Origin of the sequence: Corallibacter vietnamensis (genome assembly GCF_039537875.1) — a bacterium.
GTDB classification, from domain to species: domain Bacteria; phylum Bacteroidota; class Bacteroidia; order Flavobacteriales; family Flavobacteriaceae; genus Corallibacter; species Corallibacter vietnamensis.
On the sequence record NZ_BAABBI010000005.1, the window covers coordinates 62,142 to 86,376 of the forward strand.

Sequence of the window (24,235 nt, forward strand, 5' to 3'; positions counted from 1 at the left end):
TTCCCTATAAAATATGCCCTATTCCTAAAAGGATACTTAATACAAATGTTGTTAATGCTACTTTTTTTAATTCAGGATCTAACTGCTTTGTATCTTTTGTTTTATAAACTGTTTTTAAGTGTATTAATAACGGAATATAAGCAATAACGTAAATAAAATTATACGGCGAACTGTAATATAATATACCAAATGAAGCAGATAACACTATAGCTGCGATGATTAGAAAATAATGGTAAATTTTTCCATTTTTAACTCCTATCTTAACAATAAGTGTATTTTTATTTGATTTTTTATCAGATTCGTAGTCTCTTAAATTGTTTAAATTAAGAACTGCTGTACTCAAAAACCCAATCGTACAAGCTGGTAAAAAAACAACGGGATCAATTTGTTTAGCAAACAATACATAGCTTCCTATAATGCTTGCTAGTCCAAAAAACAGAAATACAAAAACATCACCTAATCCTTTATATCCGTAGGCATTATCACCTACTGTATATCTTATGGCTGCATAAATTGCTAAACCACCTAAAACAAAAAATATAATTGAATAAACAACGTATGATAATCCGAATGCCGCGTAAATAAGTAAAGCTGCAAAAACAATAGTAATAACTACATTAATTTTTATGGCTTTAAACATGCTACTTGGTGAAATATGACCACTTTGTATAGCTCGCTTTGGTCCTATTCTATCCTCATTATCAGTGCCTTTTATGCCATCACCATAATCATTTGCTAGATTAGATAGTATTTGTAAACTTAAGGTTGTAAAAATGGCTAATATTAAAATTGCCGAATCAAACACATTGTTTTGTATGGCTAAAAATGCGGCTAAAATAATTCCAGAAAGAGATAATGGCAATGTGCGTAACCTAAATGCAGACAACCAGTTTTTTAAATTATTCATAAAATAAATCTAGGCTTATGGAATCCATTTTTTAGGAAAGTTAGGCTTACGCTTTTCTAAAAAAGCATCACGACCTTCTTTTGCTTCATCTGTCATGTAAGCTAATCTTGTTGCTTCTCCAGCAAATACTTGTTGCCCTACCATTCCATCATCTGTAAGGTTCATAGCAAACTTTAACATTTTTATTGATGTTGGAGATTTAGCCAATATTTCTTGAGCCCACTCAAATGCCGTAGATTCTAATTCATCATGAGGAATTACAGCGTTTACCATACCCATTTCATAAGCTTCTTGAGCAGAATAATTTCTACCTAAAAAGAAAATTTCACGAGCCTTTTTTTGACCTACCATTTTTGCTAAATACGCAGAACCATAACCACCATCAAAACTTGTAACATCGGCATCTGTTTGCTTAAAAATAGCATGTTCTTTACTTGCTAGTGTTAAATCGCAAACTACATGTAAACTATGACCGCCACCAACAGTCCAACCTGGAACAACAGCAATTACAGCTTTTGGCATAAAGCGTATTAATCGTTGTACTTCAAGAATATTAAGTCTGTGGTAACCATCGTCACCTACATAACCTTGATGTCCACGTGCTTTTTGATCGCCTCCAGAGCAAAAACTCCAAACTCCATCTTTTGTTGAAGGACCTTCAGCTGATAATAAAACAACACCAATATTTACATCTTCATTGGCATCATAAAAAGCATCATAAAGTTCGCTAGTTGTTTTAGGACGAAAGGCGTTTCGTACATTAGGTCTATTAAATGCTATTCTGGCAACACCATTGCATTTTTTATAAGTAATATCTTCGTATTCTTTGGCAGTTTTCCAGTTTGCTACACTCATTTTTTTTAATTTTGTCAAAAATAAATTATTTTAAATAAACATCACTTCTCAATGAAAAATAATATCATCTTTTATAGCCTGTTTTTAATTTCTACTTCTCTATTTTCTCAAACTTATCATTTTAAAACAGTGGTAGATTTAGAAACGACAGATGTTATTAGTCAAGGACGCACAGGAACGTGTTGGAGTTTTTCAACCTCATCGTTTATTGAAAGTGAGATTATTCGCTTAACAGGTAAACAAATAGATATTTCTGAAATGTATACCGTAAGGCAAACGTATCCTAAAAAAGCTTGGAATTACATTATGCGTCAAGGAAAAGCACAATTTAGCGAAGGTGGTCTTGCTCATGATGTTATGAATAGTATTGCTGATCATGGTTTAGTGCCTCAATCTGCTTTTTCTGGACTTTATGAAGGTGATGACACTCATAATCATGCTGAAATGGTTGCAGTATTAAAAGGTGTTTTAGATGTTTATATTGATAATCCTGCAAGAAAGTTATCTCCTAAATGGAAAACTGTAACAGAGAGTGTTTTAGATACCTATTTAGGAAAGAAAACATCAACTTTTAATTATGATGGTGTGCAATATACTCCAGAATCATTCTTGAAAATGACCAAAATAAATCCAGATGATTATATAAGTATTACCTCATTTACACACCAGCCGCTATACTCTAAATTTATTCTAAATATTCCTGATAATTTTTCTAATGGGAGTTTTTATAATGTCTCTCTAGACGAAATGGTAACTACTGTAAATACAGCTTTAGAAAACGGATTTACTGTAGAGCTAGATTGTGATGTAAGTGAAAACACATTTTCTGCAAAACATGGTATTGCTGTAATTCCTGAAAATGATGAGACTGCTGCAGAAGCTATTATAAGTGTAAGACCTGAAAAAACAATAACGCCACAATACAGACAACAAGAATTTGAAAATTACCAAACTACAGATGATCACTTAATGCATATTACTGGAATGCTAAAAGATCAAAATGGTACAACGTATTATAAGGTAAAAAACTCTTGGGGAACTGATGAGTCTCGTGTTGCGAATGGAGGATATGTGTATATGAGTGAAGCTTATTTAAGATTAAAAACCATCTCTGTTATGGTTCATAAAGATGCACTTTCTAAAGTTTTAAAAAAGAACTTAAATATTAAATAAACTTTTTTAATGAAAATAAGCAGCTCCAAATTACTAAATGACGTACAACAACATTTCCATACAAAAATTGGCGACTTCTACTTTTTTGAAAAATTTGCTGTAGTTGAATATGCTGAAAATGTTGTTGTATCTATGGATGTCATAAGTAATATGATTTCTAAAAGTAAAGTATTTTATGGCACAGAAAAACAATTTGGGTTAATAGTAAATAAGGTAAATAACTACTCAACCATTCCTAGCGATGCTATGAAACTAGAAAGCGAGCTTAAAAATTTGGTATGCACAGCTGTGGTAAACTACAATTTATCATCGGTTGTGAATTTTGATTTAGAGAATCATTTTTTTAAAGCTATAAACCGAAAGTTGTTTCCCTCTCTTGAAGAAGCTGAAAAATGGGTATTAAGCATGCTTTTAGAGTAAAATTTACCATTTTTAATTTACGAAAACGTTTTCCTATTAAAAACCTAATAATCAAAGTATTTTATATTTATCACTATTACCTATAATAATCTTAATTATTGATAACCAACAGCATATAAAGATTAGTCAATTTACAATAAAATTGTTAAACTGTTTTAAATATGTATCTACAAACCTAATAAGGATGTATATTTGCCGGCCGTTTTAAACAAAAGGACATTTATGCAGTTAATTAACTCTGATTTATTTTCAAAAATTAAAAACAGTTATACGATAAAAAATGGCGTTGTTTATTTTTTTGAAAATTTCTTTGTTACCGAAATTAACGAAGGTGTTGTTCAAGACTTTGAAAACACTAAAGATTTAATTCCGCTCGTAGATCTTCATTTTGGAACCGATAAACCTTTTGGTATTATATCAAACAGAATAAACTCTTTTTCTATAAACCTTTTAGATTCAGAAAAATTTAGAGAAAGATATCCCAATGCCATAGCAAAAGCTGTGGTTTCTTATTCTGAACAAACAACAAAGTTATTTCAATTAGAAAGTCACTTTTGTGATGTAAAAAGAAAAGAGTTTAAATGCTTATTAGAAAGTGAAAAGTGGATAACAAATGAGTTAAATATTCTAGAAGAAGTTATTTAAGATAAATACCGTCTTCCTTTAATTCTATCAACTTTTGCTTATACAGTGAGCCTATTGCTTTTTTAAAGCTTTTTTTACTCATTTGTAACTGTTCTTTAATCGCATCTGGGTCAGATTTATCTGTAAGGTTTAAGTAGCCTGAATTATCTTCAAGTTCTCTCATAATAAGCTCTGCATTAGGCTCTATATTACGATAACCTATTTGTCCTAAAACAATATCAATTTTATTATCGTGACGAATTTTTTTCACATACCCTTTTAACCTATCACCTATACTGATATCTTTAAAAATTTCGTCTTTAAAAATAAGCCCTAAATGCTTTTTGTTTACAATAACATTCATTCCTATTTCTGAAGGGTGAGATACAATAATATCTACTTCATCAAATTTTTCAACTGTTAGTACGCTATTGTCTAAAAACTGATTGGTTTTACTTGAAGCTACTAATCTATCTGTTTTTTCATCAATATAGCAATATACCAAATACCAACCGCCAGGTTTCATTTTGAAAGCTTGCTCTTTAAACGGACAAAATAATTCTTTAACCATTCCCCAATCTAAAAAAGCACCATGTTTATTTACTTGATTACATCGTAATAAAGCAAAATCGCCTTTTTTTATGTAAGGTCTGTCTGTAACAGCTACTAAACGCTCTTCATTATCTAGATAAACAAAAACTTCAATTTTATCCCAAATTTTAAATGTTTCTGGCACATATCTATTTGGTAGTAAAACCTCATTGCCTTCATCATCAGCCAAAAACAATCCTGGATCTGTTTCTCGAAGTATTTCTAACGTATTATATTCTCCTATTTTTATCATACCGCAAAGGTAATCATATTACATTATGGAAATAAAAAAAGCACCACAAGTTTGTAGTGCTTTTATGATTATGAATGTGTTTTTAATAAACAGATTCTTTTTTGAAATGTTTAGTCAATAAGTAGTATACAACTGCTCTATATTTGTTTCTGTTAGATTGTCCGTATTGCTCCATAACTTTTGCAATACCTTTATCAAGCTCTGGACTATCGGCTAACCCTAGTTTTTTAATTAAAAAATTATTTTTTACTGTTGCTAACTCTGATTCATCAGACCCTGAAACCGTTGCAGCATCAGCATTATAAATAGCAGGTCCGCAACCTATAGTTACTTTTGTTAATAAGTCCATATCTGGTGTTACTCCTATTTTGTCTTTTAAGTCTGCTGCGTATTTTGCGATTAATTCGTCTCTTTTACTCATTTTGATATTTATTTTAAGTTATTCGTATTGTTTTCACATAAATATAGCTAATATTTAAGACACTCAAAAAAAATAAAAGTCACTTTAACAATTACTTAATGTATTTAAAATAGTTAATTAGCACCTCATCATTTATTGTTCTAGGTGTAAAAACTTCTAATAGTTTTGGTTTATCTGATGTATCAAAAAATGTTTTAAGCTTGTTTTTTACTTGTAGCTCATTTGTTGCTGTATGGTAATCAAAATGATACATAGCACATAATTGCTTGGCCGTTAAATCGTGTTTTGTCTCAAAGAAATTATCAAAATTGTCTGTGTTTTTATGACCTGGAAGAATTCTAAAAATACCACCTCCTTGATTATTAATTACAATTATTCTAAAGTTTTTAGGAATGTAATTATTCCATAAAGCGTTACTATCATAAAAGAAGCTTAAATCTCCTGTTATAAAGGTGGTTTGCTTCTTACTTCCTACGGCATAACCTATGGCTGTACTTGTGCTACCATCTATCCCACTTGTACCACGGTTACAAAATACCTGTAGCGTTTTATTTAAATCAAATAGTTGTGCATATCTTATGGTTGAGCTATTTCCTAATTGTAAAACAGAATCATTAGGCAAACTTTTAAATACAGTATTGAAAACTTTAAAGTCTGAAAATGGCATATTCTTTATATAGGCTTCATGGGCTTCTTGTCTATGCTGCTTAACACTTCTCCATAAAGGTTTATAATCACTTTTTACAAAATGTGTTATTCGAGATAAAAATGTCTCAAAAAACTGGTTTGGTTCTTGCTTTATATGTTTTTCTAAACAGAAGAAGGTATCGTTAGCTTTTTTCTCATCTATATGCCAATGATGTTTTGGTTTATATGTTCTTAAAAAAGCTTTTATTTTTTTTGAAACAATTAAACCTCCAAAAGTTATTAGAATATCAGGTTGTAATGCTTTAAATTCATCATCGCTTAAAGGTGCTATAATCTTGTCTATACTTGGAAAAAAGGCTTCATGGTGTAAGTTTGATGTTGTTTCGGTAAAAACAACAACGCTATCATCTTTTGCTAACTCATCAAGCCATTGTTGCTCTATAGCATTAGGTTGATTTACACCTACAAGCACCATTTTTTTTGGTGCATTATTCCAGTCTTCAAAACACTCTTGAATAATAAACTCATCAACTTTTTTTATCTTTTTTTCAATATCATCTATCGTGACATCTACTGATAAATTATCAACGGTTTCGTATAAAGGTTCTTCAAAAGGTACATTAATATGTACTGGTCCTTTTTTAATTATTGCTTTATTTAATGCGGTATTAATTTCGGTTTCGTTAGCATCTTGAATTTCTTGTTTTATACCTAAAAAGCGCTCTAATTTATTTTCAATACTTTTTATTATTGCAGGTTCGTCTTCATTTGTTTTTAGTAGATTTTTTATATCTAATTTTAAATTGGCAGAATACAGTATATGGTTTTTATAAACATCTTCTTGGTTTATGGTTTGCCCATCTCCTATTCCTATTAAATATTTTGGTCTATCAGCAGATAAAACAACTAACGGAATATCACTGTAAAAAGCTTCTGCTATTGCTGGATAATAATTTAACAACGCGCTTCCTGAACTACATACCAACGCTACAGGATGCTGTATATTTTGAGCGATTCCTAATGCAAAAAAAGCAGCACATCGTTCATCTACAATGCTATAGCATGTAAAAAAATCATCGTGAGTAAAACCAATTGTCAACGGTGCATTTCTACTTCCTGGTGACAACACAATATGTTTTATGTTTTTTGCTTTACATAACTGAACAACAGTTTGTGCAAGAGGTATTTTAGGGTACTTCATGAAATAGTTAAATCAATAGGTAAAAGTATGAAATAGACTTACGATATAAAATTATTGTAATACCTTTTTCATAACTCTTGCTTTTGCTACTGTTTCTAACCATTCAGCTTCTGGGTTAGAATCTTTGGTGATACCACCTCCAAGATATAAGTGCACAGTATCATTATTAAACCATTGCATGCAACGAAGGTTTACAAATAGCTTTGTAGTTGTTTTTACAGTTGCATAAGCATTATTCTCTACATTTCGCCTATTTGTATTTCTCGTAGACTTTTGTGTCATGTTTAATTCTCCTAAAAAGCCTGTATAAAACGCTCTGTTATATGGTTCGTTTTGAAGAAGAAAAGCTTTTGCCTCTTGTTTAGGAACTCCGCAAACAGCTGGAGTTGGATGTAACTTTTTTATAATATCTTTTAATCCGGTTTCATTAATTTTACCGGTAATTGTAGATTTAAGATGTAATAAATTACCAGCCTTAATTGTTTCTGGCTCTGAAACTGAAATATTAGATAACGAATCTTGAAGGTTTTCAACAATATAGTCTGTTACAAACTGTTGCTCAACTTGTTCCTTATTTCCCCAAACAACATCTAGAGAATCTTTGTATTCTTGAGTTCCTGCAAGTGACATTGTAGAAAGTCTGTTATTTGCTACTGACAGTAATGTTTCTGGTGTTGCTCCCAGCCATAATCCTACTTTTGGGTGGTACCAACAATATACAAATGCCGTTGGATAGCTTTGTAACAAGCGCTTAAAAATTGTAATAGGATTTGTTTCTGTTATTGAAACAACTTCCTTTCTAGATATTACAACTTTATCCAAACTTCCTTTATTAATTATGTTTACACCTTTCGCTACAAGTGCTATATGCTCACTGGCAGATAAATCACTATTATGCGTTTTTTCTGGTAACTCATTTGACGAATCAAAACTGTATAGTGTAGAAATACTTTTAGATTGTTCTAACGGAATTAAAACACTTGGCTCTTCATCATTAAAAGGAGCCATAACAAAACCTTTTTCTGTATAATCAGAAATAGTATTAAGTTCATCTGATGTTTGTAAGAATGCCTGAAGCTTTTTCTCGTTAGGCTTTCGGTAACCTACAAAAGGTAATTCACTATTAAAATGTGTTGCTAACTGATCAAAAAAATCGGATATAATCATGATTTCTTTTTTGGTAGCGAAATAGTAGATAGTCTACAAACTGATATTAAGTTGTCATGATCATCAGTAACACGAATATCTAATAACTGTGTTGTTCTTCCTTTATGTAAAAAAGTTGCTTTAGCATAAACAAAACCTTCTGTTACACTTTTTAAATGATTGGCTGTAATCTCTATACCACGAATAAATACATCATCTAAATTTGAAAAAATATGAGATGCAAAACTACCTACACTTTCTGCTAAAGCTGCTGTGGCTCCACCATGCAAAACACCATCTGGTTGATAAACTCTTGAATTTACTGGCATTCTGGCTATTAAAAAGTCTTTTCCAAAATCAACCATTTCAATATGTAATGTCTCCATGAGTGTATTTTTACTTGCAGCATTTGCTTGTGCTAAAACGTCTTCTTTAGTTAGTGGCATAAGTGTTTTTTATTAAATATTGTTAATGTACGTTACCAAGCGTTGTTGTATAAAATACTCCCAACCTTGCTGGCAACTTTCTCTTTTAAATTCAGGTATTGATGTATCAAAATCTTCAACGGTATTTACGGTAACGATAAGTTGTGTTTCTTTTTTTATTGACTCTAACTGAAACGTTACAAATGCATTTCCTTTTAAACCTTCATAGCGCCAATTGTATACAATTTCATTTTCAGGAATTAGTTGTGTAATTTCCCATAAGTGCATAAAATCTTGGCTTGGTGCTTTTACGTTAAATTTTGTTTTAAAACCTATTTCTGCTTTAAAACTTGGCATGTCTTCAAAAAACCAATGTATCATATGCTCATGTGAAGTAATTACGCTCCAAAGTTCACTTTTTGAAACGCTAAACATTTGAGAAACAATAATATTTTCATCAGTAGTTTTCACAACAATATCTTTTATTGGTTTTGCTCGTGAAGGTTCTTTAAAAACCTTAATTTTGATTTTCAGGTAAAAATACAAAACCCTTTACAAAAATGAATTCAACAGAAAAGGAAATCACCTATAAAACATCAAATTCTTATGCCACATTAAACCATTTGAGTAGCACTACTAAAAATGTTTGGTTTGTATGTCACGGCATGGGTTATTTAAGCAGGTACTTTTTAAGATATTTTGAGGGCTTAAACAAAGAAGAAAACTATATTATTGCGCCACAAGCACAAAGTAAATACTATATCCCTCCAAAATTTAGACACGTTGGTGCTAGTTGGTTAACAAAAGAAAATACCGTGAAAGAAACCGAAAATGTCATGCGCTATTTTGATGCTATTTTTGAAGCTGAAAATATACCCAACAACCTCAATTTTGTTGTTTTAGGTTACTCGCAAGGTGTTAGTGTGGCGATGCGCTATGTTGCAAAACGCAAACTACAATGCCAACAACTTGTTTTGCATTCTGGCGGAATCCCTAAAGAGCTGACCTCAAGTGATTTTAGTTTCTACACAGGTAAAACAACTATGATTTATGGCACTGATGACGAATACCTAAATGCTGAACGTATAACTATAGAAACAACACGAGCTAATGAGCTTTTTAACAATAAGGTTACCATTATTCCGTTTGATGGCAAACATGTTGTAAATGTTGATCTGATAAATAAATTAGCATAAAAAAAGACCAACTGTAATGGTGGTCTTTTTTTATATTAAAGAATAGAGAATTACTTGTAAGTCACTAAAATATCAGCAATCTTTTTTAAATCAGGTTCAGAGATTTCTGTTTTAGGTGCCAACGGAAACAGTTGTTGTCCTGGTCTGCTAATAAAAGCTGCTCTCCAACCTGCCCAAAGTGCTCCAGCAACATCCCAACCATGAGCTGCTACCAGCATACATTCTTCTGGTTTAATGCCCATTTTACGTGCTCCCCAAGTATAGGTGTCAGCAAACGGTTTAAACTTCCCGATGTCTTCCACACTCAATCGTTCATCAAAAAAATGAGTTAATCCTGCACTTTCAAATTGCTTTTTAACACCTTCGTTTGAAGAATTTGTAAACGACACCAATTTATAACCCGCTTCTTTTAGTTGCGCTAAACTCTCTTTTACTTCAGGATGCGCTGGCAAACCACGTAATGACTTTACAATAATGTTTCTAGCTTCATCTTGCGACATACTAATATTATTATTTGCAGCAACCATTTGTAATGCTGCTGCTCCAATGTATCCAAAATGCTCATATTGATTGGATGCTGTTGTCACCAATGAATATTGAAGCATTGTTGTAAACCAAAGCGATAATAAATCTTCGCGACCGTTTAAAGCGTCTCCTACTTGCATTTTCATATCGGTTAAATCTAAAAGCGTTTCATTTACATCAAAAAACAAAACTTTTGGTCGCTCTTTTTGTATCATACTTTGTGTGTTCTCTTTTGTGTTTGCTAATACTATATTGGGCATTAAAAGACCTGTTGTTCCCATTAAACCCATATTTTTAATAAAGTCTCTCCTATTCTTTTTCATACAGTTGTTACTGGTTTTGCTAATTATGAATTTACAGTTTCTTTAGTCCATTCATACTTTTTAAAACCTGCATCAACTGGTGTGTTTGCAATATGGTTTACATAGTTACTTATGGTTTTTTGCGACAGTCCTAAAATAATTTCTAGTACTTGTGTTTCACCATAACCTGCTGCATAAAACGCATCTAAATCTGCTTGAGTAACATTACCTCTATTTCTAACAATGGTTAGTGTCATAGTACGTAAGGCTTCTAGTTTTGAATCAGCCAAAGGTGTTTCGTTACGTAAAGCTTCAGTAATAGCATCGTCTACTTTCATCATTTTTGCAATTCCTGTATGTGCTGGCACACAGTAATGACATTCGTGCTCTACATTTATAGTTTGCCATACCACAGTTAACTCTTCCTCATTAAACGACGTTTGTGTAAACAATTCGTGTATTTTTTGATACGCCTCTAAAGCTTGAGGAGCTGCTGCCAATACACCATGTAAACCAGGAATCATTCCGTAAGCTTTTTGTGAATTTTCTAATAATGCTTTACTCGCTTCTGGAGCAGTTTCAATGTTATGAATTTTTAATGTTGTCATAATAATAGATTTTAATTTTTATGTTAATTATTTCTAAACGTTCGTTTAGTTTTAGTCCAAAAAAAAGGATTATAGATTGCTAAAGGTCATTTCTATATAATCTTTTATCTCTTGATTTGTGTTTACTCTTGTTGCTGCTGCAAGTCCATGTTTTGCTAATAACAAGTAATTAGCTTGTTTTAAAATAGTGTCTTCAGACTTGCTAGTGTCTGTTTCTAACTTTTCAATGATAATAGCTTTGAGGTTAGACATAAAATCATCCATTTGTGATTTTATCAATGCATCTTCACTATTACAAAACTCATTATACGTATTTGTTACTAAACAGCCTTTTTGAGTCGTATCCTTAATCTCCAAATCAACTGAATCATAAAAAAACTGTTTAATATCATCTACACCATTGGTAGCGTTTTTAAACTTCTCAAAAATGACACTTACCTTGTTTTTATAGCATTGTAAACTTTTTAAGAAAAGACCGTGTTTATTGCCAAAGCTAGAGTAAATAGAAAATTTGTTAATTCCCATTTCTTTTTCTAGCATTTGCATAGATGTAGCTTCATAGCCATTGCGCCAAAACACATTCATAGCTTTTTCAACGACTACATCTTCGTTATATTCTTTTTTTCTTGCCATGTAACTAAATAAACATCTAAATTACCATACAAAACTAAACAATCGGTTAGAATTAAAAAAACACATTAACTTTTATTTAGTATTTAAGCTTTATTATTATGGATAAACTTATTCTGATCATAACAGTGTTTTCTCAAAACACACGCTATTTTCTACTCCTGCGTATTGACCGTAATTAGAAATGATGTTATAACCGTTGCGTTTGTAGAGTGCAATGGCCTCTGGTTGTTTAATTCCTGTTTCTAGCTTACAAGAGGTATAACCCAATGTTTTGGTCCATTGTTCTAGAGCTTTTAAAATTGTAGTAGCAATCCCTTTACCACGTTGTTCAGAAAATACAAACATTCGTTTTACTTCCATTGAGGTATCGTCTAAAGGTTTTATGGCGCCACAACCTACTGCATGATTACCATGATAAGCTACAATGCAATGTTTTAAGGCTTCAATACCATTAAACTGATGGTAAAACTCGTGGTCGTCGCCATCACGAATTTTTAAATCAGCATCTAAATGACTGACTAATGTTATAAAGTCTGAATGTGAAGCGTCTGTATGCTCTAGAGTGATTTTCATACTTTAAAGCTACAAAACTTTTGTTATTAATTGGTTGTTAAACTTTTTACAAACTCTAAATGTTTGCTGTTTGCCATTCCATTAGGATTACAACCTAGTTTTCCTTCAGGGATTTCAATACCTAGTTCTTTATAATGCTTAATCCAACCTTTGTGAAATACTTTGGTTTCAGGGTTTTTAAAAGTCATAGGCTCTAGCTCAAAAATAGCATCTTCTTTAAACACTTCGTAGATATATTCTGAACAATAGAGTCCGTTGTCTTCTAAAATATATGTGGTGTTATAAGGTTGACCCAAAAATGTTTTGGCACGATTGAGCGCATTTTCAACCTGATTTGAAGTTATGTTTTTAATTCTGTAAAAATCAGCAACATATTTTACAGTATCAGTTGCTTTCATAAAGGCTTCAAGAGGTTCGTGAACGACACCTTTACCTAAATCGGAATGATAGATGTAAACTGTACCATCAACCACATCACAAACACCAATGTGGCTATAGTTTGTTGCTTTTTGAGTTTGTGTTACATTATTAATTGCTTCAGAGAGCGAACTGCTTGTTGCGCTTCTAAAAATAATATCTCCTGATTGTATTTTGTTTGAATCACTACACGCATAAACAACACTTAAAATGAGAACTAGAAAGCTTAACCGTTTCAATACTTCTAAATTAATTTACTTACAATGTCTTTAACAGGTAAAATAGCGTTGGTATGTTCTATACTTGGTCCTGCAACCCAAACCGTTTTATAAGTGGCTTGTTGTGCTGCTTTTTCTGTGGCTTTCATACCCATATAAAAACGGACCATTTTCACCCATTTTTTAAGCTTTCGGTTTTTGTTAAGCATACGTTCTAACCAAGGTGATTTGGTGCCTATCTTTTTTACATAAGGTGTATTGATTACTGTACAAGGTGTTCCTGAAATACGTTCGGTCATAACAATATCATCAGCACCATAATCTACACAAGCTTGTTTGTACTCATTAGTAACTCCTGCTTCTTCTGAAGCAATAAACGGACTACCAACTGAAACACCTGCAGCTCCATAAGCTAACATAGTATCAACATCGGCTTTAGTTCCTACTCCACCTGCTGAAATAACAGGAATAGATAAATTATCGTTTAGCGTTTTTATAAGCACTTGTGGGTCTATATTTCCGCGATGTCCACCTGCTTGATTATTTACAGCCACAACAGCATCAGCACCTAAACTTTCCACTTTTTGACCGAATTTTAAATCGGTTATATCACAAAAAACTTTAATTCCTACAGCATGTGCTTGATTGATGGTTTCTTCAGGACTTCCTAATGAGGTTAAAATAAAATCGCAACCTTCTTCGCACAATACACGCAGTTGGTCTTTAGCTTTCGGATTAGATTTATTAACTATCAAATTAAACCCAAACGAACCGCCTTCTACTTTTGCTGCTTTTAATTCTTTAATTGCAGCACGTAACTCCTCTAAAGTCCTGTAGTTTAATGCTGGAATGCAACCTGCAATACCACATTTCATAGCTTCTTTAACCATTGCTACATTAGACACCAAAAACATTGGCGCCATAATGATAGGGTGTTTTATATCTAATAACTCTGTTAGCTTTGTGCTCATTATTTGTATATTTTGTCTAACAAATATACTATATTTTTACTATGCATGCATAATATTTTAAGTAAAATCTAAAAGCAAGCAAAAGAAAAAAAACACCCTATTGGTTAAGTTCTTATTTTTCTGGACTGATAATCTGTGGATAGTAATTTTTAAGAAATTCTTTTTGTCTAGCTATCATCTGTTCCCTTAACTTATCTAACTCCATTAAATCCTTTCCAAAGTTACTATCAAAAAAAGTATCGTTGAAAAAACGTTGGTTAAAAAGTGAATCTTGAGAAAAAATAGCACCAAAATTATCATCATTAAATTTTGAAAAGCTAGAATGAAATTTTGATTTAAAAGATTCTATTATACTATCTCTGTCTAAAGAAGACAAATTATTTAAATGGCTACTAGAAGACCATGAATAAATGCTATCATACTTAATTAAGTTTCCGTGTTCATCAAACTCTTTATCTACCTTCCAGCTGCCTTTTGGTTTATCATTATTAACATGCTCTTTTAAGTTGCTTAACTCTTTTTTCTCTTCTGAATTTTGTCCATTACAACTTACACACCATGAAAATAACACGAGTAAAAACATATACTTCTTCATAACTAAAAGCCTTAAAAAGTTAAACAAAACTGTATTAAATTCAAGAAGAGATTGTCTATGAACCTCTTCTTGAATATAGTATTAAAACTCTAGAAAAAACACTTAAGATATTTTAATAGTCCTAGCCGGTTTTTGTTTGGCTTCTTCTTTTTTAGGTAAAAGAATATTTAAAATACCTTCTGTGTAACTTGCTTGGATTTTATCCTCATCTACTGTTTCAGGTAATGTGAAGGTGCGTTTAAATGATGAGTAACCAAACTCTCTACGCGTGTAATTCGCTTCTTTTTGTTCATTTTCTTGCTTTACTTCAGTAGATATTGATAAAACTTGATTGTCTAAATCTATTTGGAAATCTGATTTTTTAAGTCCAGGAACAGCCATTTCAACATAATAAGCGTCTGCTGTTTCTCTAATATTTACCTTTGGTAAGGTAATTCCAGTATTAAAGTTGGAAGTGAAAACCGAAGGTAATTCTCTATTAAATAAATCATCTAACCAATTAGACCATGTTGGGAAGTTTAAATTTGAATTTGTAGTTGCTAAACTTCCATTTTTTGGAACAGTTACTAAATTGCTCATAATTAAAAAATTTAAGTTAAACATTATTTCAAATTTGAAATCTAATCTGATTTCATGATGCTATATTTCAAAAAAAATACCAAAATGAATATTTGTCATTTATTTTAACATTTCATTTGCTAAACCAACTGATTTAAAAAACTTTACACACAAAAATATTGTCAATTTGACATTTTAAACATGCTAATAATTAGTTAGTCTATAATGAACTACCCAAGCTTATAGTAACCACATTTTAAGTAAGCACCTTCTGGAAATCCAATTGGATGGTCGCTATCGTGTTGTGTTTTTAACTGTAATTGAAATGGTCTGCCAGTTTGTTTTAAAGCTTGCGAATTAATATCAAAAAAGGCTTGATATTGCACTCTTGACGAACACGAAGCCAATACTAACATACCCTTTTTAGCTGTTAACTGTTCTCCTAAAGCAGCTAATTGCGCATACTTTTTCTTGGCTAATGCTATTTCAGATGCTTGTTTGGCAAAACTTGGAGGATCTATCACTACTACATCAAAGGTTTTACCTACATTAATCAGTTTTTGCATTTCGTCAAAAGCATCGCCAGCAATGGTTTTATGAATCCCTGAATAGGTGTTTAGCTTGCCGTTTTCAATAGCAATTTCTAGGGCTTGCTCACTAATATCTAAACTTGTCACTTCTGTAGCATCATTAGCCAAAGCATGCACCGAAAATCCGCCAGCATATGAAAATACATCTAACACTGTTTTACCTTGACTTAATGCTCCTACGCGTTTTCGGTTTTCGCGATGATCTAAAAAATAACCAGTTTTATGACCTTTAATAACGTTTGCCGAAAAATTTACGCCATGCTCTACAAACTGAACAACTTCATTTTCTAACGTTCCAAAAACTACATCGCCATCTTTTAGTTGATGTGCTTTGGAGTTTTGTAATCCACGACTTAATCTAATGACAACCGTTTTGGCTTGTGCTGTTTCTTGAAGCATTGGCAATATGGCTGCTAAATAGGGTAACCAAATTTCAGAATATAGCTTAACGACCAAAACAGATGCATACACATCAGCAATCAAACCTGGGAAACCGTCATTTTCTCCAAATAATAAACGGTAGCTATTGGTTGTGGTTTGTAATAAATCTAATCGTTTTTCAAAAGCGGTATCAATCTTTTGCTTAAAAAACGCTGTATTAATTTCAGCTTTTTCCATGCCACTATGTAGCATTTTAATACGAATTGGTGATGACGCATCGTATAAGCCTAAACCTATAACTTTATTTTTATTCTTATTGAAAACAATTGCCAAATCACCTGATTTTGCATCGTCATTTATCTTAACAATACTGTTAGAAAAGACCCAAGGATGCACGTTTAAAACAAACTGCTCGCCTTTTGCCGTGAGTTTTACAGCTAATCGTTTAGGTTGATACGTTGATTGAATTTTTGGTGAAAATGGCATATATAATTTTTATATAAAAGTAAGTGTTTGAAAATAAAAAAAACAATCAAGCAGATGATTGTTTTTTACATAATATGTGTTGAGTTTCGTAAAATTCACTAGATAAACCCAGAAAATAAAAACCTTATAACTCCTGCATGATTTCAGAAAAAATACGATATGACGCAACCCTATCTTGATGGTCGTAAATATGCGAAACAGCAATTAACTCATCTACTTTGGTATCTTCTAAAAATTGCTTTGTTTTAGATTTTACTGTAGCCTTATCTCCTATAAAGCTATAATGTGTCATTTGCTGTACTTTAGGATGGTTAATAACATCTCGCATTTCTGGCGTTATAACACTTGGAGCTTTTACATAATCGATATTTCCTGTAAGTACACCCAAAATCATTTGATACATTGATGACGATAACGTATCTGCCATCTCATTAGTTTCGGCTGCAATTACACCAATTCCTGCCATAGTATAGGGTGTTTTTAAATATGCAGAAGGCTTAAAGTTTTGACGATAAATGTTTAGAGCTTCTTTTAACTGTGCTGGTGCAAAGTGACTAGCAAACACATAAGGCAGTCCTTTTTTTGCAGCAACATAAGCACTATCTGTACTAGAACCCAATATATATAACGGCACATGTACACCTTCCGAAACATATGAACGAACTTTACCTCTGTAAGAACTTGTGAAAAAATTCTGAATTCGACTCACTTCATCAGGAAATTGATATACAGCTGTCATTCTATCAGACCTGATAGCTTGAGCTGTTTCCTGATCGGTTCCTGGAGCACGACCTAAACCCAAATCAATTCGATTAGGATATAAGTTACCTAAAGTACCAAACTGTTCTGCAACAATTAGTGGCGAATGATTAGGCAACATGATTCCACCAGAACCTACACGTATTTTTTCTGTACCTCCAGCAATGTGACCAATTAACACTGAAGTTGCTGAACTTGCAATACTTTTCATATTATGATGTTCGGCAAGCCAAAAACGATGATATCCCATTTTTTCAGCTTGTTGAGCTAAATCTAAACTGTTAGCAAAAGTATCTTGAATAGTAGTATTTTCTGCTACAGTAGCCAATTCTAATATAGAATAAGGAATTTGTCTTTTCATATTTTTTTGGGGATAAAAAAGCGCAACCATGACTGATTGCGCTTTTTCAAATGTTATGATAGTTATGCTTATTTCACTTCTTCGAAATCTACATCTTCTACATCGCTACCTTCGTTAGATGCTCCTGCTGCACCTTGAGGTTGCTCTGCTCCTGCTGCACCTTGTTGTGCTTCAGCTTGTGCTTTGTACATTTCTTCGCTAGCTACTTTCCAAGCTTCATTTATTTTTTCTAAAGCTGGATCAATTACTGCGATATCTTTTGTTTCGTAAGCTTTCTTCAATTCTTCAAGTGCTTCTTCAATTGGTTTCTTTTTATCATCAGATAATTTGTCACCAAATTCTTTTAGCTGACTTTCAGTTTGGAAAATCATAGCGTCAGCACTGTTTAATTTATCAGCAGTTTCTTTTGCTTTTGCATCAGCTTCAGCATTTGCTTCTGCTTCTTGCTTCATCTTTTGGATTTCATCTTCTGTTAATCCTGAAGACGCTTCAATTCTGATATCTTGAGATTTACCAGTTGCTTTATCAGTCGCAGATACTTTAATGATACCATTAGCATCAATATCAAACGTTACTTCAATTTGTGGAGTACCACGTTTTGCTGGTGGAATACCATCTAAATGGAAACGACCAATTGTTTTGTTGTCTGCTGCCATAGGACGCTCACCTTGTAATACGTGAATTTCTACTGATGGCTGATTGTCTGCTGCTGTTGAGAATACTTGACTTTTCTTTGTTGGAATAGTTGTATTCGCTTCAATTAACTTGGTCATTACGTTACCCATAGTTTCAATACCAAGAGATAATGGTGTTACGTCTAATAAAAGTACGTCTTTTACATCACCTGTTAATACACCACCTTGGATTCCAGCTCCTAATGATACAACTTCGTCTGGGTTTACACCTTTACTTGGTTTTTTACCAAAGAATTTTTCTACAGCTTCTTGTACTGCAGGAATACGTGTAGAACCACCAACTAAAATAACTTCGTCAATATCACTTTTACTTAAACCTGCTGATTTTAATGCAGACTCACATGGCTCAATAGTACGTTTTACTAAATCGTCAATTAATTGCTCAAATTTAGAACGTGTTAATGTACGTACCAAGTGCTTTGGTCCGCTAGCTGTAGCTGTTACGTAAGGTAAGTTGATTTCTGTTTGTGCAGAAGATGATAATTCAATCTTTGCTTTTTCAGCAGCTTCTTTAAGACGTTGTAAAGCCATTGGGTCTTTACGTAAGTCCATACTTTCTTCTGCCTGAAACTCATCTGCTAACCAGTTAATGATTTTTTCATCAACATCATCACCACCTAAATGCGTATCTCCATCTGTTGATAATACTTCAAAAACGCCATCTCCTAATTCTAGGATAGACACGTCATGTGTACCACCACCAAAGTCAAATACTACAATTTTTTGGTCTTGTCCTTTTTTATCTAATCCGTAAGCTAAAGCTGCTGCAGTTGGTTCGTTTATAATTCTACGAACTTTTAATCCTGCGATTTCACCAGCTTCTTTTGTTGCTTGACGTTGTGAGTCATTAAAGTATGCAGGAACTGTAATTACAGCTTCACTTACATCTTGACCTAAATAATCTTCAGCTGTTTTCTTCATTTTTTGAAGAATCATTGCTGATAATTCTTGAGGTGTATATAAACGACCATCAATATCAACTCTTGGTGTATCGTTATCACCTTTTACTACTTTATAAGGTACGCGTTCTGCTTCATTTTTTGATTCAGAATATTTGTTACCCATAAAACGCTTGATAGAATAAACCGTTTTTGTTGGGTTTGTTACTGCTTGACGCTTTGCTGGGTCACCAACTTTAATTTCACCACCTTCTACGAAAGCGATTACAGATGGTGTTGTACGCTTACCTTCTGCGTTAGGAATTACAACTGGCTCATTACCTTCCATTACAGAAACACAAGAGTTTGTTGTACCTAAATCGATTCCAATAATTTTACTCATAATTTGTTTTTATTTGTTTTTAAGATTTCCGCTTTCGCAGAAATGTTGTGTTCTAATTTTAATTCGGATTGTATAAGTCAATGATTGTGCCATGACAAAAAATATGACACGATGTCATATTTCATAATAAAACGCTAATTATACCATATAAAAGAAGTATGGTTTGTAACTTTATAAAAAATTAAAAAAACAGATTACACATGAAAAAACTTATCGCAATACTATGCCTGACTGTAACCTTAACTGCTTGTGAAGGAGATCAAGGCCCACAAGGACTTCCTGGAATTAATGCTGACGAATATGCTGCATTATCTTATGAGGTTGATAATATTGATTTTGAATATTTTAATGATACTGGTTTACAAGAAGCCATTATACCACTACCTTATGATATATTAGATAGTGATGTAGTTTTAGTTTATAGACTAGAAGGTATTGTTGATATTGATGGACAACCTACTGAAACTTGGTCACCACTTCCTCAAAACTTTTTTATAAGTGATACAGATACAATTCAATATATATTTAACCACACTTACGCAGATGTACAATTACTAATTGATGGTAACTTTGATCTTTCTACATTAGCGGCATCTTACACACAAAATCAAGTTTTTAGAATTGTTATTTTACCTGCTGATGCTTTAAGTAAAACAAATACATCCAATTTGAACTCTGTAATAAACACTTATGACATCAAAGAGTTTGTAAAACTCTAAAAAAACATGTTATACCATAAGGTAGAAACCTCTTTTTTATTGCTATTCTTCAAGAACAAAATGTATATTTGCGGCAAACCCTAAAACGTTTTCGTACATGGAGTGTATTTCCGTTTTTGATATGTTAAAAATAGGCGTTGGGCCTTCTAGTTCTCATACATTAGGACCTTGGCGCGCTGCTGAACGTTGGATTAAAGAATTAAAAGATAAAAACAGATTTGATAAAGTTGAAAAAATATCTGTTGACTTGTATGGTTCTTTATCCTTAACAGGAAAAGGTCATGCTACAGATTATGCTGTTATGCTAGGGTTAAGTGGTGCTGATCCTGAACGCATTCCTGTTGATACTATTGATGTTATTATTGCAGCTATTAAAAACACAAACACGCTTTTATTTAATAACGAAAAGCCTATAGCGTTTGATACAAAAACAAATATAACTTTCAATAAGAAGTTTTTACCTTTTCATGCCAATGCTTTAACATTTACAGCAACCATAAATGGCAGAAATTATAAGTCTACATACTACTCCATTGGAGGCGGATTTGTTGTACAAGAAGAACGAAAAGTTGCTAAAGCCAATAAAATCATCTTTTATTGTACATTTCCTTATCCTACTGAAAATGGTGTTCAACTTTTAGATTTCTGCAACCAACTGCAATTACCAATATCTGGTGTTGTTTGGGAAAACGAAAAATCTATTAGAGAAGAAAACTCTATAAACTTTGAGTTAGAAAGAATTTGGAACACCATGCTAGAATGCATGTATGTAGGTTGTCATACAGAAGGAAATCTTCCTGGAGGATTAAATGTGCGACGTCGCGCTTATGATATGCACCAAAAGCTCAAAGGGGATTTACCTTATGAAACACCTCAAGAGTGGTTGCAGGTTATTAGGAAAACAGAAGTAAAGTTTAGACAAATATTAAAATGGGTAAGCTGCTTTGCACTTGCTGTAAATGAGGTAAATGCCTCATTAGGTCGTGTTGTTACAGCTCCAACTAATGGTAGCGCTGGTGTGATACCTTCGGTATTAATGTACTATATGGTTATTGAAAACCATGAAGCTGATTTTGAACATGTAAAACGTTTTTTAATGGTTGCTGGAGAAATTGGCAGTATCTTTAAAAAAGGGGCTACTATTAGTGCGGCTATGGGCGGTTGTCAAGCTGAAATTGGAGTATCATCTGCAATGGCTGCTGGAGCTTTGTGTGAATTACTTGGAGGAACTCCTGAACAAGTTCTAGTTGCTGCCGAAATCGCTATGGAACATCATTTAGGGCTAACTTGTGACCCAATTGGTGGTTTGGTACAAGTGCCATGCATAGAACGTAACTCTATGGGAGCTATAAAAGCAATTAATGCTGCAGAATTAGCTTTAGACACTGACCCTAATAATGTAAAAGTTCCGCTTGATAAAGTGGTAAATACTATGTGGGAAACTGCAAAAGATATGAATTCCAAATACAAAGAAACCAGTGAAGGCGGTTTAGCTGTTGGTGTAAATTTAGTGGATTGTTAAAATTAATCTTGACAACCTGCTCGTCTTCGTGTGTCTATTAAATAAATAATTTTCCAAGTGCCGTTATCATTAAATAGTTGAAACGAATTAACACCGCAATGACTAAAACTGTCGTTAAACCAAAACTCGTAAGGCGTCCAAACATGTGCCATATTGCCGTCTACCTGAATTTTATAATCCAATAACTTTTCTTTCCATTTTTGATTTGCTGGTCTAGCTCCTATTACTTTCAAAAAATCTTGCATACTTTCTGTACCTAACAATGTTTTTCCTTCTTTGTTTTTGGTAACAGTTTGAGTAACAACCTTATTGGCTAATACTGATTTCATAAGTAGTGTATCGCCTTTATGAAAACCTTCAAAAAAAGTATCTACGGAATTTTTTACCTGTGTTTCAACATCAACAGAGTTTTGTCCAATAGCCGTTGTCACTATCAAAAAAGCAATAAAACGTATTATTCTTGTCATAATCTTAATTTTTGAAGACCTAAAATAAATTATCAATAGTTGTTTTCAGTTGAAATAAGGAAAAGTTTAACATTATACGCTTTGAATTTCTTAATTTTACAGACCAATTTTAAACATATATTATGTCAGTAGCAAAAAAAGAATATAAAAGAATCACAGTCAAGACATTAGTTGACATGAAGTCTAAAGGCGAGAAAATATCTATGCTTACAGCTTATGATTATACCATGGCAAAGATTGTTGATGGTGCTGGCGTTGATGTTATTTTGGTTGGTGATTCTGCTAGTAATGTTATGGCTGGTCATGAAACAACATTACCTATTACTTTAGATCAAATGATTTATCATGCATCTTCAGTTATTAGAGCTATAAATAGAGCTTTAGTGGTTGTAGATTTACCTTTTGGTAGTTACCAAAGTGATCCTAAAGAAGCGTTGCGATCTGCTATTAGAATAATGAAAGAATCAGGAGGTCATGCCGTAAAATTAGAAGGAGGTAAAGAGATTAAAGAATCTATAAAGCGTATACTGAATGCAGGAATTCCTGTTATGGGACATTTAGGTTTAACACCGCAATCAATATATAAATTCGGAACTTACACAGTAAGAGCTAAAGAGGAAGCCGAAGCTAAAAAATTAAAAGAAGATGCTTTAATGCTTGAAAAAGCTGGATGTTTTGCTATTGTATTAGAAAAAATACCTGCAAAATTAGCAAAAGAAGTTGCAGAAAGCGTGAGTATTCCCGTTATAGGCATTGGAGCTGGAAATGGTGTTGATGGTCAAGTTTTAGTTGTTCATGATATGCTAGGAATGACTTATGAGTTTCAACCTAGATTTTTACGTCGTTACATGAACTTATATGATGATATGACTACAGCTATCACGCAATACGTTGATGATGTTAAAGCTGTTGATTTCCCTAGTGATTCAGAACAATATTAAATTATTATTTCATATTTTTTTGATTATCTAATTAGAATCAAAAGACATTCTAAAAAAGTTTAATCCCTTAAAAAAAACAATGAAACTACGCTCTAACAAAGATAATCTTCAAGTTTTATACGAAGACAATCATATCATTATTGTTAACAAACGTGCTGGTGATATTGTTCAAGGTGATAAAACTGGAGACAAACCCCTATCTGAAGTTGTAAAAAGTTATATTAAAGAAAAATACAAAAAACCCGGAAACGTATATCTAGGTGTTGTGCATAGACTTGACAGACCTACAACAGGTATTGTTATGTTTGCAAAAACAAGCAAAGCATTGCCTAGACTAAACAAATTATTTTCTGAAAAAAAGGCGACAAAAACCTATTGGGCACTTGTAAAAAACAAACCAAAAAAAGCAAACGACACGCTAATACATTGGTTAAAAAAGAACCCTAAAAACAATAAATCTACAGCTTATATAAAAGAAACTTCTGATAGTAAAAAAGCTATTCTACACTATAAAACACTCAAAGCTTTAGACAATTATTATTTATTAGAAATTTCACTTGAAACAGGAAGACATCACCAAATACGCGTGCAACTATCTAGCATAGGTTGTCCTATTAAAGGTGATTTAAAATATGGTTTTGACAGAAGCAACAAAGATGGTAGTATCAGTCTACATGCAAGACAATTAGAGTTCACTCATCCTGTTAAAAATGAAGCCATTAAGGTAATTGCTCCTTTACCAAATGATCCTGTATGGGATGCTTGTTTATAAA

28 protein-coding genes are annotated in these 24,235 nt (G+C 32.6%); 8 read left to right on the top strand and 20 right to left on the bottom strand.

Going from position 1 to position 24,235, the window contains the following annotated elements; genetic code table 11:
- Positions 1-4: 4 nt before the first annotated feature.
- Complete coding sequence (menA, locus tag ABD690_RS12320) at positions 5-907, bottom strand: 1,4-dihydroxy-2-naphthoate octaprenyltransferase (protein WP_344730887.1); 903 nt, start codon at positions 905-907, stop codon at positions 5-7.
- Between the two features lie 15 nt (positions 908-922).
- Positions 923-1,762 (bottom strand): 1,4-dihydroxy-2-naphthoyl-CoA synthase, encoded by an 840-nt coding sequence (locus tag ABD690_RS12325; RefSeq protein WP_344730888.1) that lies wholly within the window; start codon positions 1,760-1,762, stop codon positions 923-925.
- 51 nt (positions 1,763-1,813) lie between these two features.
- Between ABD690_RS12325 and ABD690_RS12330 the strand changes: the two genes are divergently transcribed.
- The 3 genes from ABD690_RS12330 (at position 1,814) to ABD690_RS12340 (ending at position 4,000) form a co-directional block, all read left to right on the top strand.
- Positions 1,814-2,935 carry a C1 family peptidase gene (locus ABD690_RS12330; RefSeq protein ID WP_344730890.1) on the top strand — a complete coding sequence of 374 codons (1,122 nt, stop codon included), beginning with the start codon at positions 1,814-1,816 and terminating at the stop codon, positions 2,933-2,935.
- Positions 2,936-2,944: 9 nt separating this feature from the next.
- Positions 2,945-3,355, top strand: a complete 411-nt coding sequence (locus tag ABD690_RS12335) for a hypothetical protein (RefSeq protein ID WP_344730892.1) — start codon at positions 2,945-2,947, stop codon at positions 3,353-3,355.
- 222 nt (positions 3,356-3,577) lie between these two features.
- Positions 3,578-4,000 carry a hypothetical protein gene (locus ABD690_RS12340; RefSeq protein WP_344730893.1) on the top strand — a complete coding sequence of 141 codons (423 nt, stop codon included), beginning with the start codon at positions 3,578-3,580 and terminating at the stop codon, positions 3,998-4,000.
- Here the strand turns inward: ABD690_RS12340 and ABD690_RS12345 are convergent.
- The 6 genes from ABD690_RS12345 to ABD690_RS12370 all read right to left on the bottom strand — a co-directional run bounded on the left by ABD690_RS12345 (position 3,993) and on the right by ABD690_RS12370 (position 9,135).
- Positions 3,993-4,823 carry a CvfB family protein gene (locus ABD690_RS12345; RefSeq protein ID WP_344730894.1) on the bottom strand — a complete coding sequence of 277 codons (831 nt, stop codon included), beginning with the start codon at positions 4,821-4,823 and terminating at the stop codon, positions 3,993-3,995. The two genes, ABD690_RS12340 and ABD690_RS12345, sit on opposite strands and share 8 nt — an antisense overlap.
- Before the next feature lie 82 nt (positions 4,824-4,905).
- Positions 4,906-5,244: a DUF2853 family protein gene (locus ABD690_RS12350; RefSeq protein WP_344730895.1), complete on the bottom strand. Its 339-nt coding sequence runs from the start codon at positions 5,242-5,244 to the stop codon at positions 4,906-4,908.
- Positions 5,245-5,335: 91 nt separating this feature from the next.
- Positions 5,336-7,093, bottom strand: coding sequence for a 2-succinyl-5-enolpyruvyl-6-hydroxy-3-cyclohexene-1-carboxylic-acid synthase (menD, locus tag ABD690_RS12355; RefSeq protein WP_344730896.1), 1,758 nt, complete (start codon positions 7,091-7,093; stop codon positions 5,336-5,338).
- 51 nt (positions 7,094-7,144) lie between these two features.
- Positions 7,145-8,260 carry a chorismate-binding protein gene (locus ABD690_RS12360; protein WP_344730897.1) on the bottom strand — a complete coding sequence of 372 codons (1,116 nt, stop codon included), beginning with the start codon at positions 8,258-8,260 and terminating at the stop codon, positions 7,145-7,147.
- Positions 8,257-8,685 (bottom strand): PaaI family thioesterase, encoded by a 429-nt coding sequence (locus ABD690_RS12365; protein ID WP_344730899.1) that lies wholly within the window; start codon positions 8,683-8,685, stop codon positions 8,257-8,259. The genes ABD690_RS12360 and ABD690_RS12365 overlap by 4 nt, the downstream gene beginning before the upstream one ends.
- A 12-nt stretch (positions 8,686-8,697) precedes the next feature.
- Positions 8,698-9,135: an SRPBCC family protein gene (locus ABD690_RS12370; protein WP_344730901.1), complete on the bottom strand. Its 438-nt coding sequence runs from the start codon at positions 9,133-9,135 to the stop codon at positions 8,698-8,700.
- An 89-nt stretch (positions 9,136-9,224) separates the two neighbouring features.
- Between ABD690_RS12370 and ABD690_RS12375 the strand changes: the two genes are divergently transcribed.
- Entirely contained in the window at positions 9,225-9,860 is a 636-nt protein-coding gene (locus tag ABD690_RS12375; RefSeq protein ID WP_344730902.1) for an alpha/beta hydrolase, read from the top strand.
- A gap of 50 nt (positions 9,861-9,910) precedes the next feature.
- Here ABD690_RS12375 and ABD690_RS12380 read toward each other — a convergent pair whose 3' ends face one another.
- The 11 genes from ABD690_RS12380 to dnaK all read right to left on the bottom strand — a co-directional run bounded on the left by ABD690_RS12380 (position 9,911) and on the right by dnaK (position 19,813).
- Positions 9,911-10,708: a haloacid dehalogenase type II gene (locus ABD690_RS12380; protein ID WP_344730903.1), complete on the bottom strand. Its 798-nt coding sequence runs from the start codon at positions 10,706-10,708 to the stop codon at positions 9,911-9,913.
- A gap of 23 nt (positions 10,709-10,731) precedes the next feature.
- Positions 10,732-11,295 (bottom strand): carboxymuconolactone decarboxylase family protein, encoded by a 564-nt coding sequence (locus ABD690_RS12385; RefSeq protein WP_131506952.1) that lies wholly within the window; start codon positions 11,293-11,295, stop codon positions 10,732-10,734.
- A 69-nt stretch (positions 11,296-11,364) separates the two neighbouring features.
- A complete protein-coding gene (locus ABD690_RS12390; protein ID WP_344730905.1) occupies positions 11,365-11,928 on the bottom strand; it encodes a TetR/AcrR family transcriptional regulator in 564 nt (187 codons plus the stop codon).
- A gap of 117 nt (positions 11,929-12,045) precedes the next feature.
- Positions 12,046-12,501 carry a GNAT family N-acetyltransferase gene (locus tag ABD690_RS12395; protein ID WP_344730906.1) on the bottom strand — a complete coding sequence of 152 codons (456 nt, stop codon included), beginning with the start codon at positions 12,499-12,501 and terminating at the stop codon, positions 12,046-12,048.
- Between the two features lie 26 nt (positions 12,502-12,527).
- Entirely contained in the window at positions 12,528-13,157 is a 630-nt protein-coding gene (locus ABD690_RS12400) for a YiiX/YebB-like N1pC/P60 family cysteine hydrolase (RefSeq protein ID WP_344730907.1), read from the bottom strand.
- Positions 13,158-13,162: 5 nt separating this feature from the next.
- Entirely contained in the window at positions 13,163-14,134 is a 972-nt protein-coding gene (locus tag ABD690_RS12405) for an NAD(P)H-dependent flavin oxidoreductase (RefSeq protein WP_425554976.1), read from the bottom strand.
- Between the two features lie 85 nt (positions 14,135-14,219).
- The gene (locus ABD690_RS12410) at positions 14,220-14,702 is read right to left on the bottom strand and encodes a hypothetical protein (protein WP_343798331.1); all 483 of its coding nucleotides are present in this window, start codon (positions 14,700-14,702) and stop codon (positions 14,220-14,222) included.
- Between the two features lie 102 nt (positions 14,703-14,804).
- Entirely contained in the window at positions 14,805-15,281 is a 477-nt protein-coding gene (locus tag ABD690_RS12415) for an Hsp20/alpha crystallin family protein (RefSeq protein WP_134199166.1), read from the bottom strand.
- A 209-nt stretch (positions 15,282-15,490) separates the two neighbouring features.
- The gene (locus ABD690_RS12420) at positions 15,491-16,717 is read right to left on the bottom strand and encodes a class I SAM-dependent rRNA methyltransferase (RefSeq protein ID WP_344730909.1); all 1,227 of its coding nucleotides are present in this window, start codon (positions 16,715-16,717) and stop codon (positions 15,491-15,493) included.
- 124 nt (positions 16,718-16,841) lie between these two features.
- Complete coding sequence (locus tag ABD690_RS12425; RefSeq protein WP_344730910.1) at positions 16,842-17,837, bottom strand: LLM class flavin-dependent oxidoreductase; 996 nt, start codon at positions 17,835-17,837, stop codon at positions 16,842-16,844.
- Between the two features lie 68 nt (positions 17,838-17,905).
- Positions 17,906-19,813 (bottom strand): molecular chaperone DnaK, encoded by a 1,908-nt coding sequence (gene dnaK, locus ABD690_RS12430; protein ID WP_344730911.1) that lies wholly within the window; start codon positions 19,811-19,813, stop codon positions 17,906-17,908.
- A 200-nt stretch (positions 19,814-20,013) separates the two neighbouring features.
- Between dnaK and ABD690_RS12435 the strand changes: the two genes are divergently transcribed.
- Together ABD690_RS12435 and ABD690_RS12440 are read left to right on the top strand one after the other, a co-directional pair.
- Positions 20,014-20,532 carry a collagen-like protein gene (locus ABD690_RS12435; protein ID WP_344730912.1) on the top strand — a complete coding sequence of 173 codons (519 nt, stop codon included), beginning with the start codon at positions 20,014-20,016 and terminating at the stop codon, positions 20,530-20,532.
- Positions 20,533-20,629: 97 nt separating this feature from the next.
- On the top strand, positions 20,630-22,054 hold the full coding sequence (locus ABD690_RS12440) for an L-serine ammonia-lyase (RefSeq protein WP_344730913.1): 1,425 nt from the start codon (positions 20,630-20,632) through the stop codon (positions 22,052-22,054).
- A gap of 2 nt (positions 22,055-22,056) precedes the next feature.
- On the opposite strand, the gene ABD690_RS12445 is transcribed toward ABD690_RS12440, so the two are convergent.
- Positions 22,057-22,521: a nuclear transport factor 2 family protein gene (locus tag ABD690_RS12445; RefSeq protein ID WP_344730914.1), complete on the bottom strand. Its 465-nt coding sequence runs from the start codon at positions 22,519-22,521 to the stop codon at positions 22,057-22,059.
- 122 nt (positions 22,522-22,643) lie between these two features.
- Here ABD690_RS12445 and panB point away from each other — a divergent pair, with 122 nt between their 5' ends.
- Positions 22,644-23,462, top strand: coding sequence for a 3-methyl-2-oxobutanoate hydroxymethyltransferase (gene panB, locus ABD690_RS12450; protein ID WP_344730915.1), 819 nt, complete (start codon positions 22,644-22,646; stop codon positions 23,460-23,462).
- Positions 23,463-23,541: 79 nt separating this feature from the next.
- Positions 23,542-24,234 (top strand): RluA family pseudouridine synthase, encoded by a 693-nt coding sequence (locus ABD690_RS12455; protein ID WP_344730916.1) that lies wholly within the window; start codon positions 23,542-23,544, stop codon positions 24,232-24,234.
- The last annotated feature ends 1 nt before the right edge of the window (position 24,235 follow it).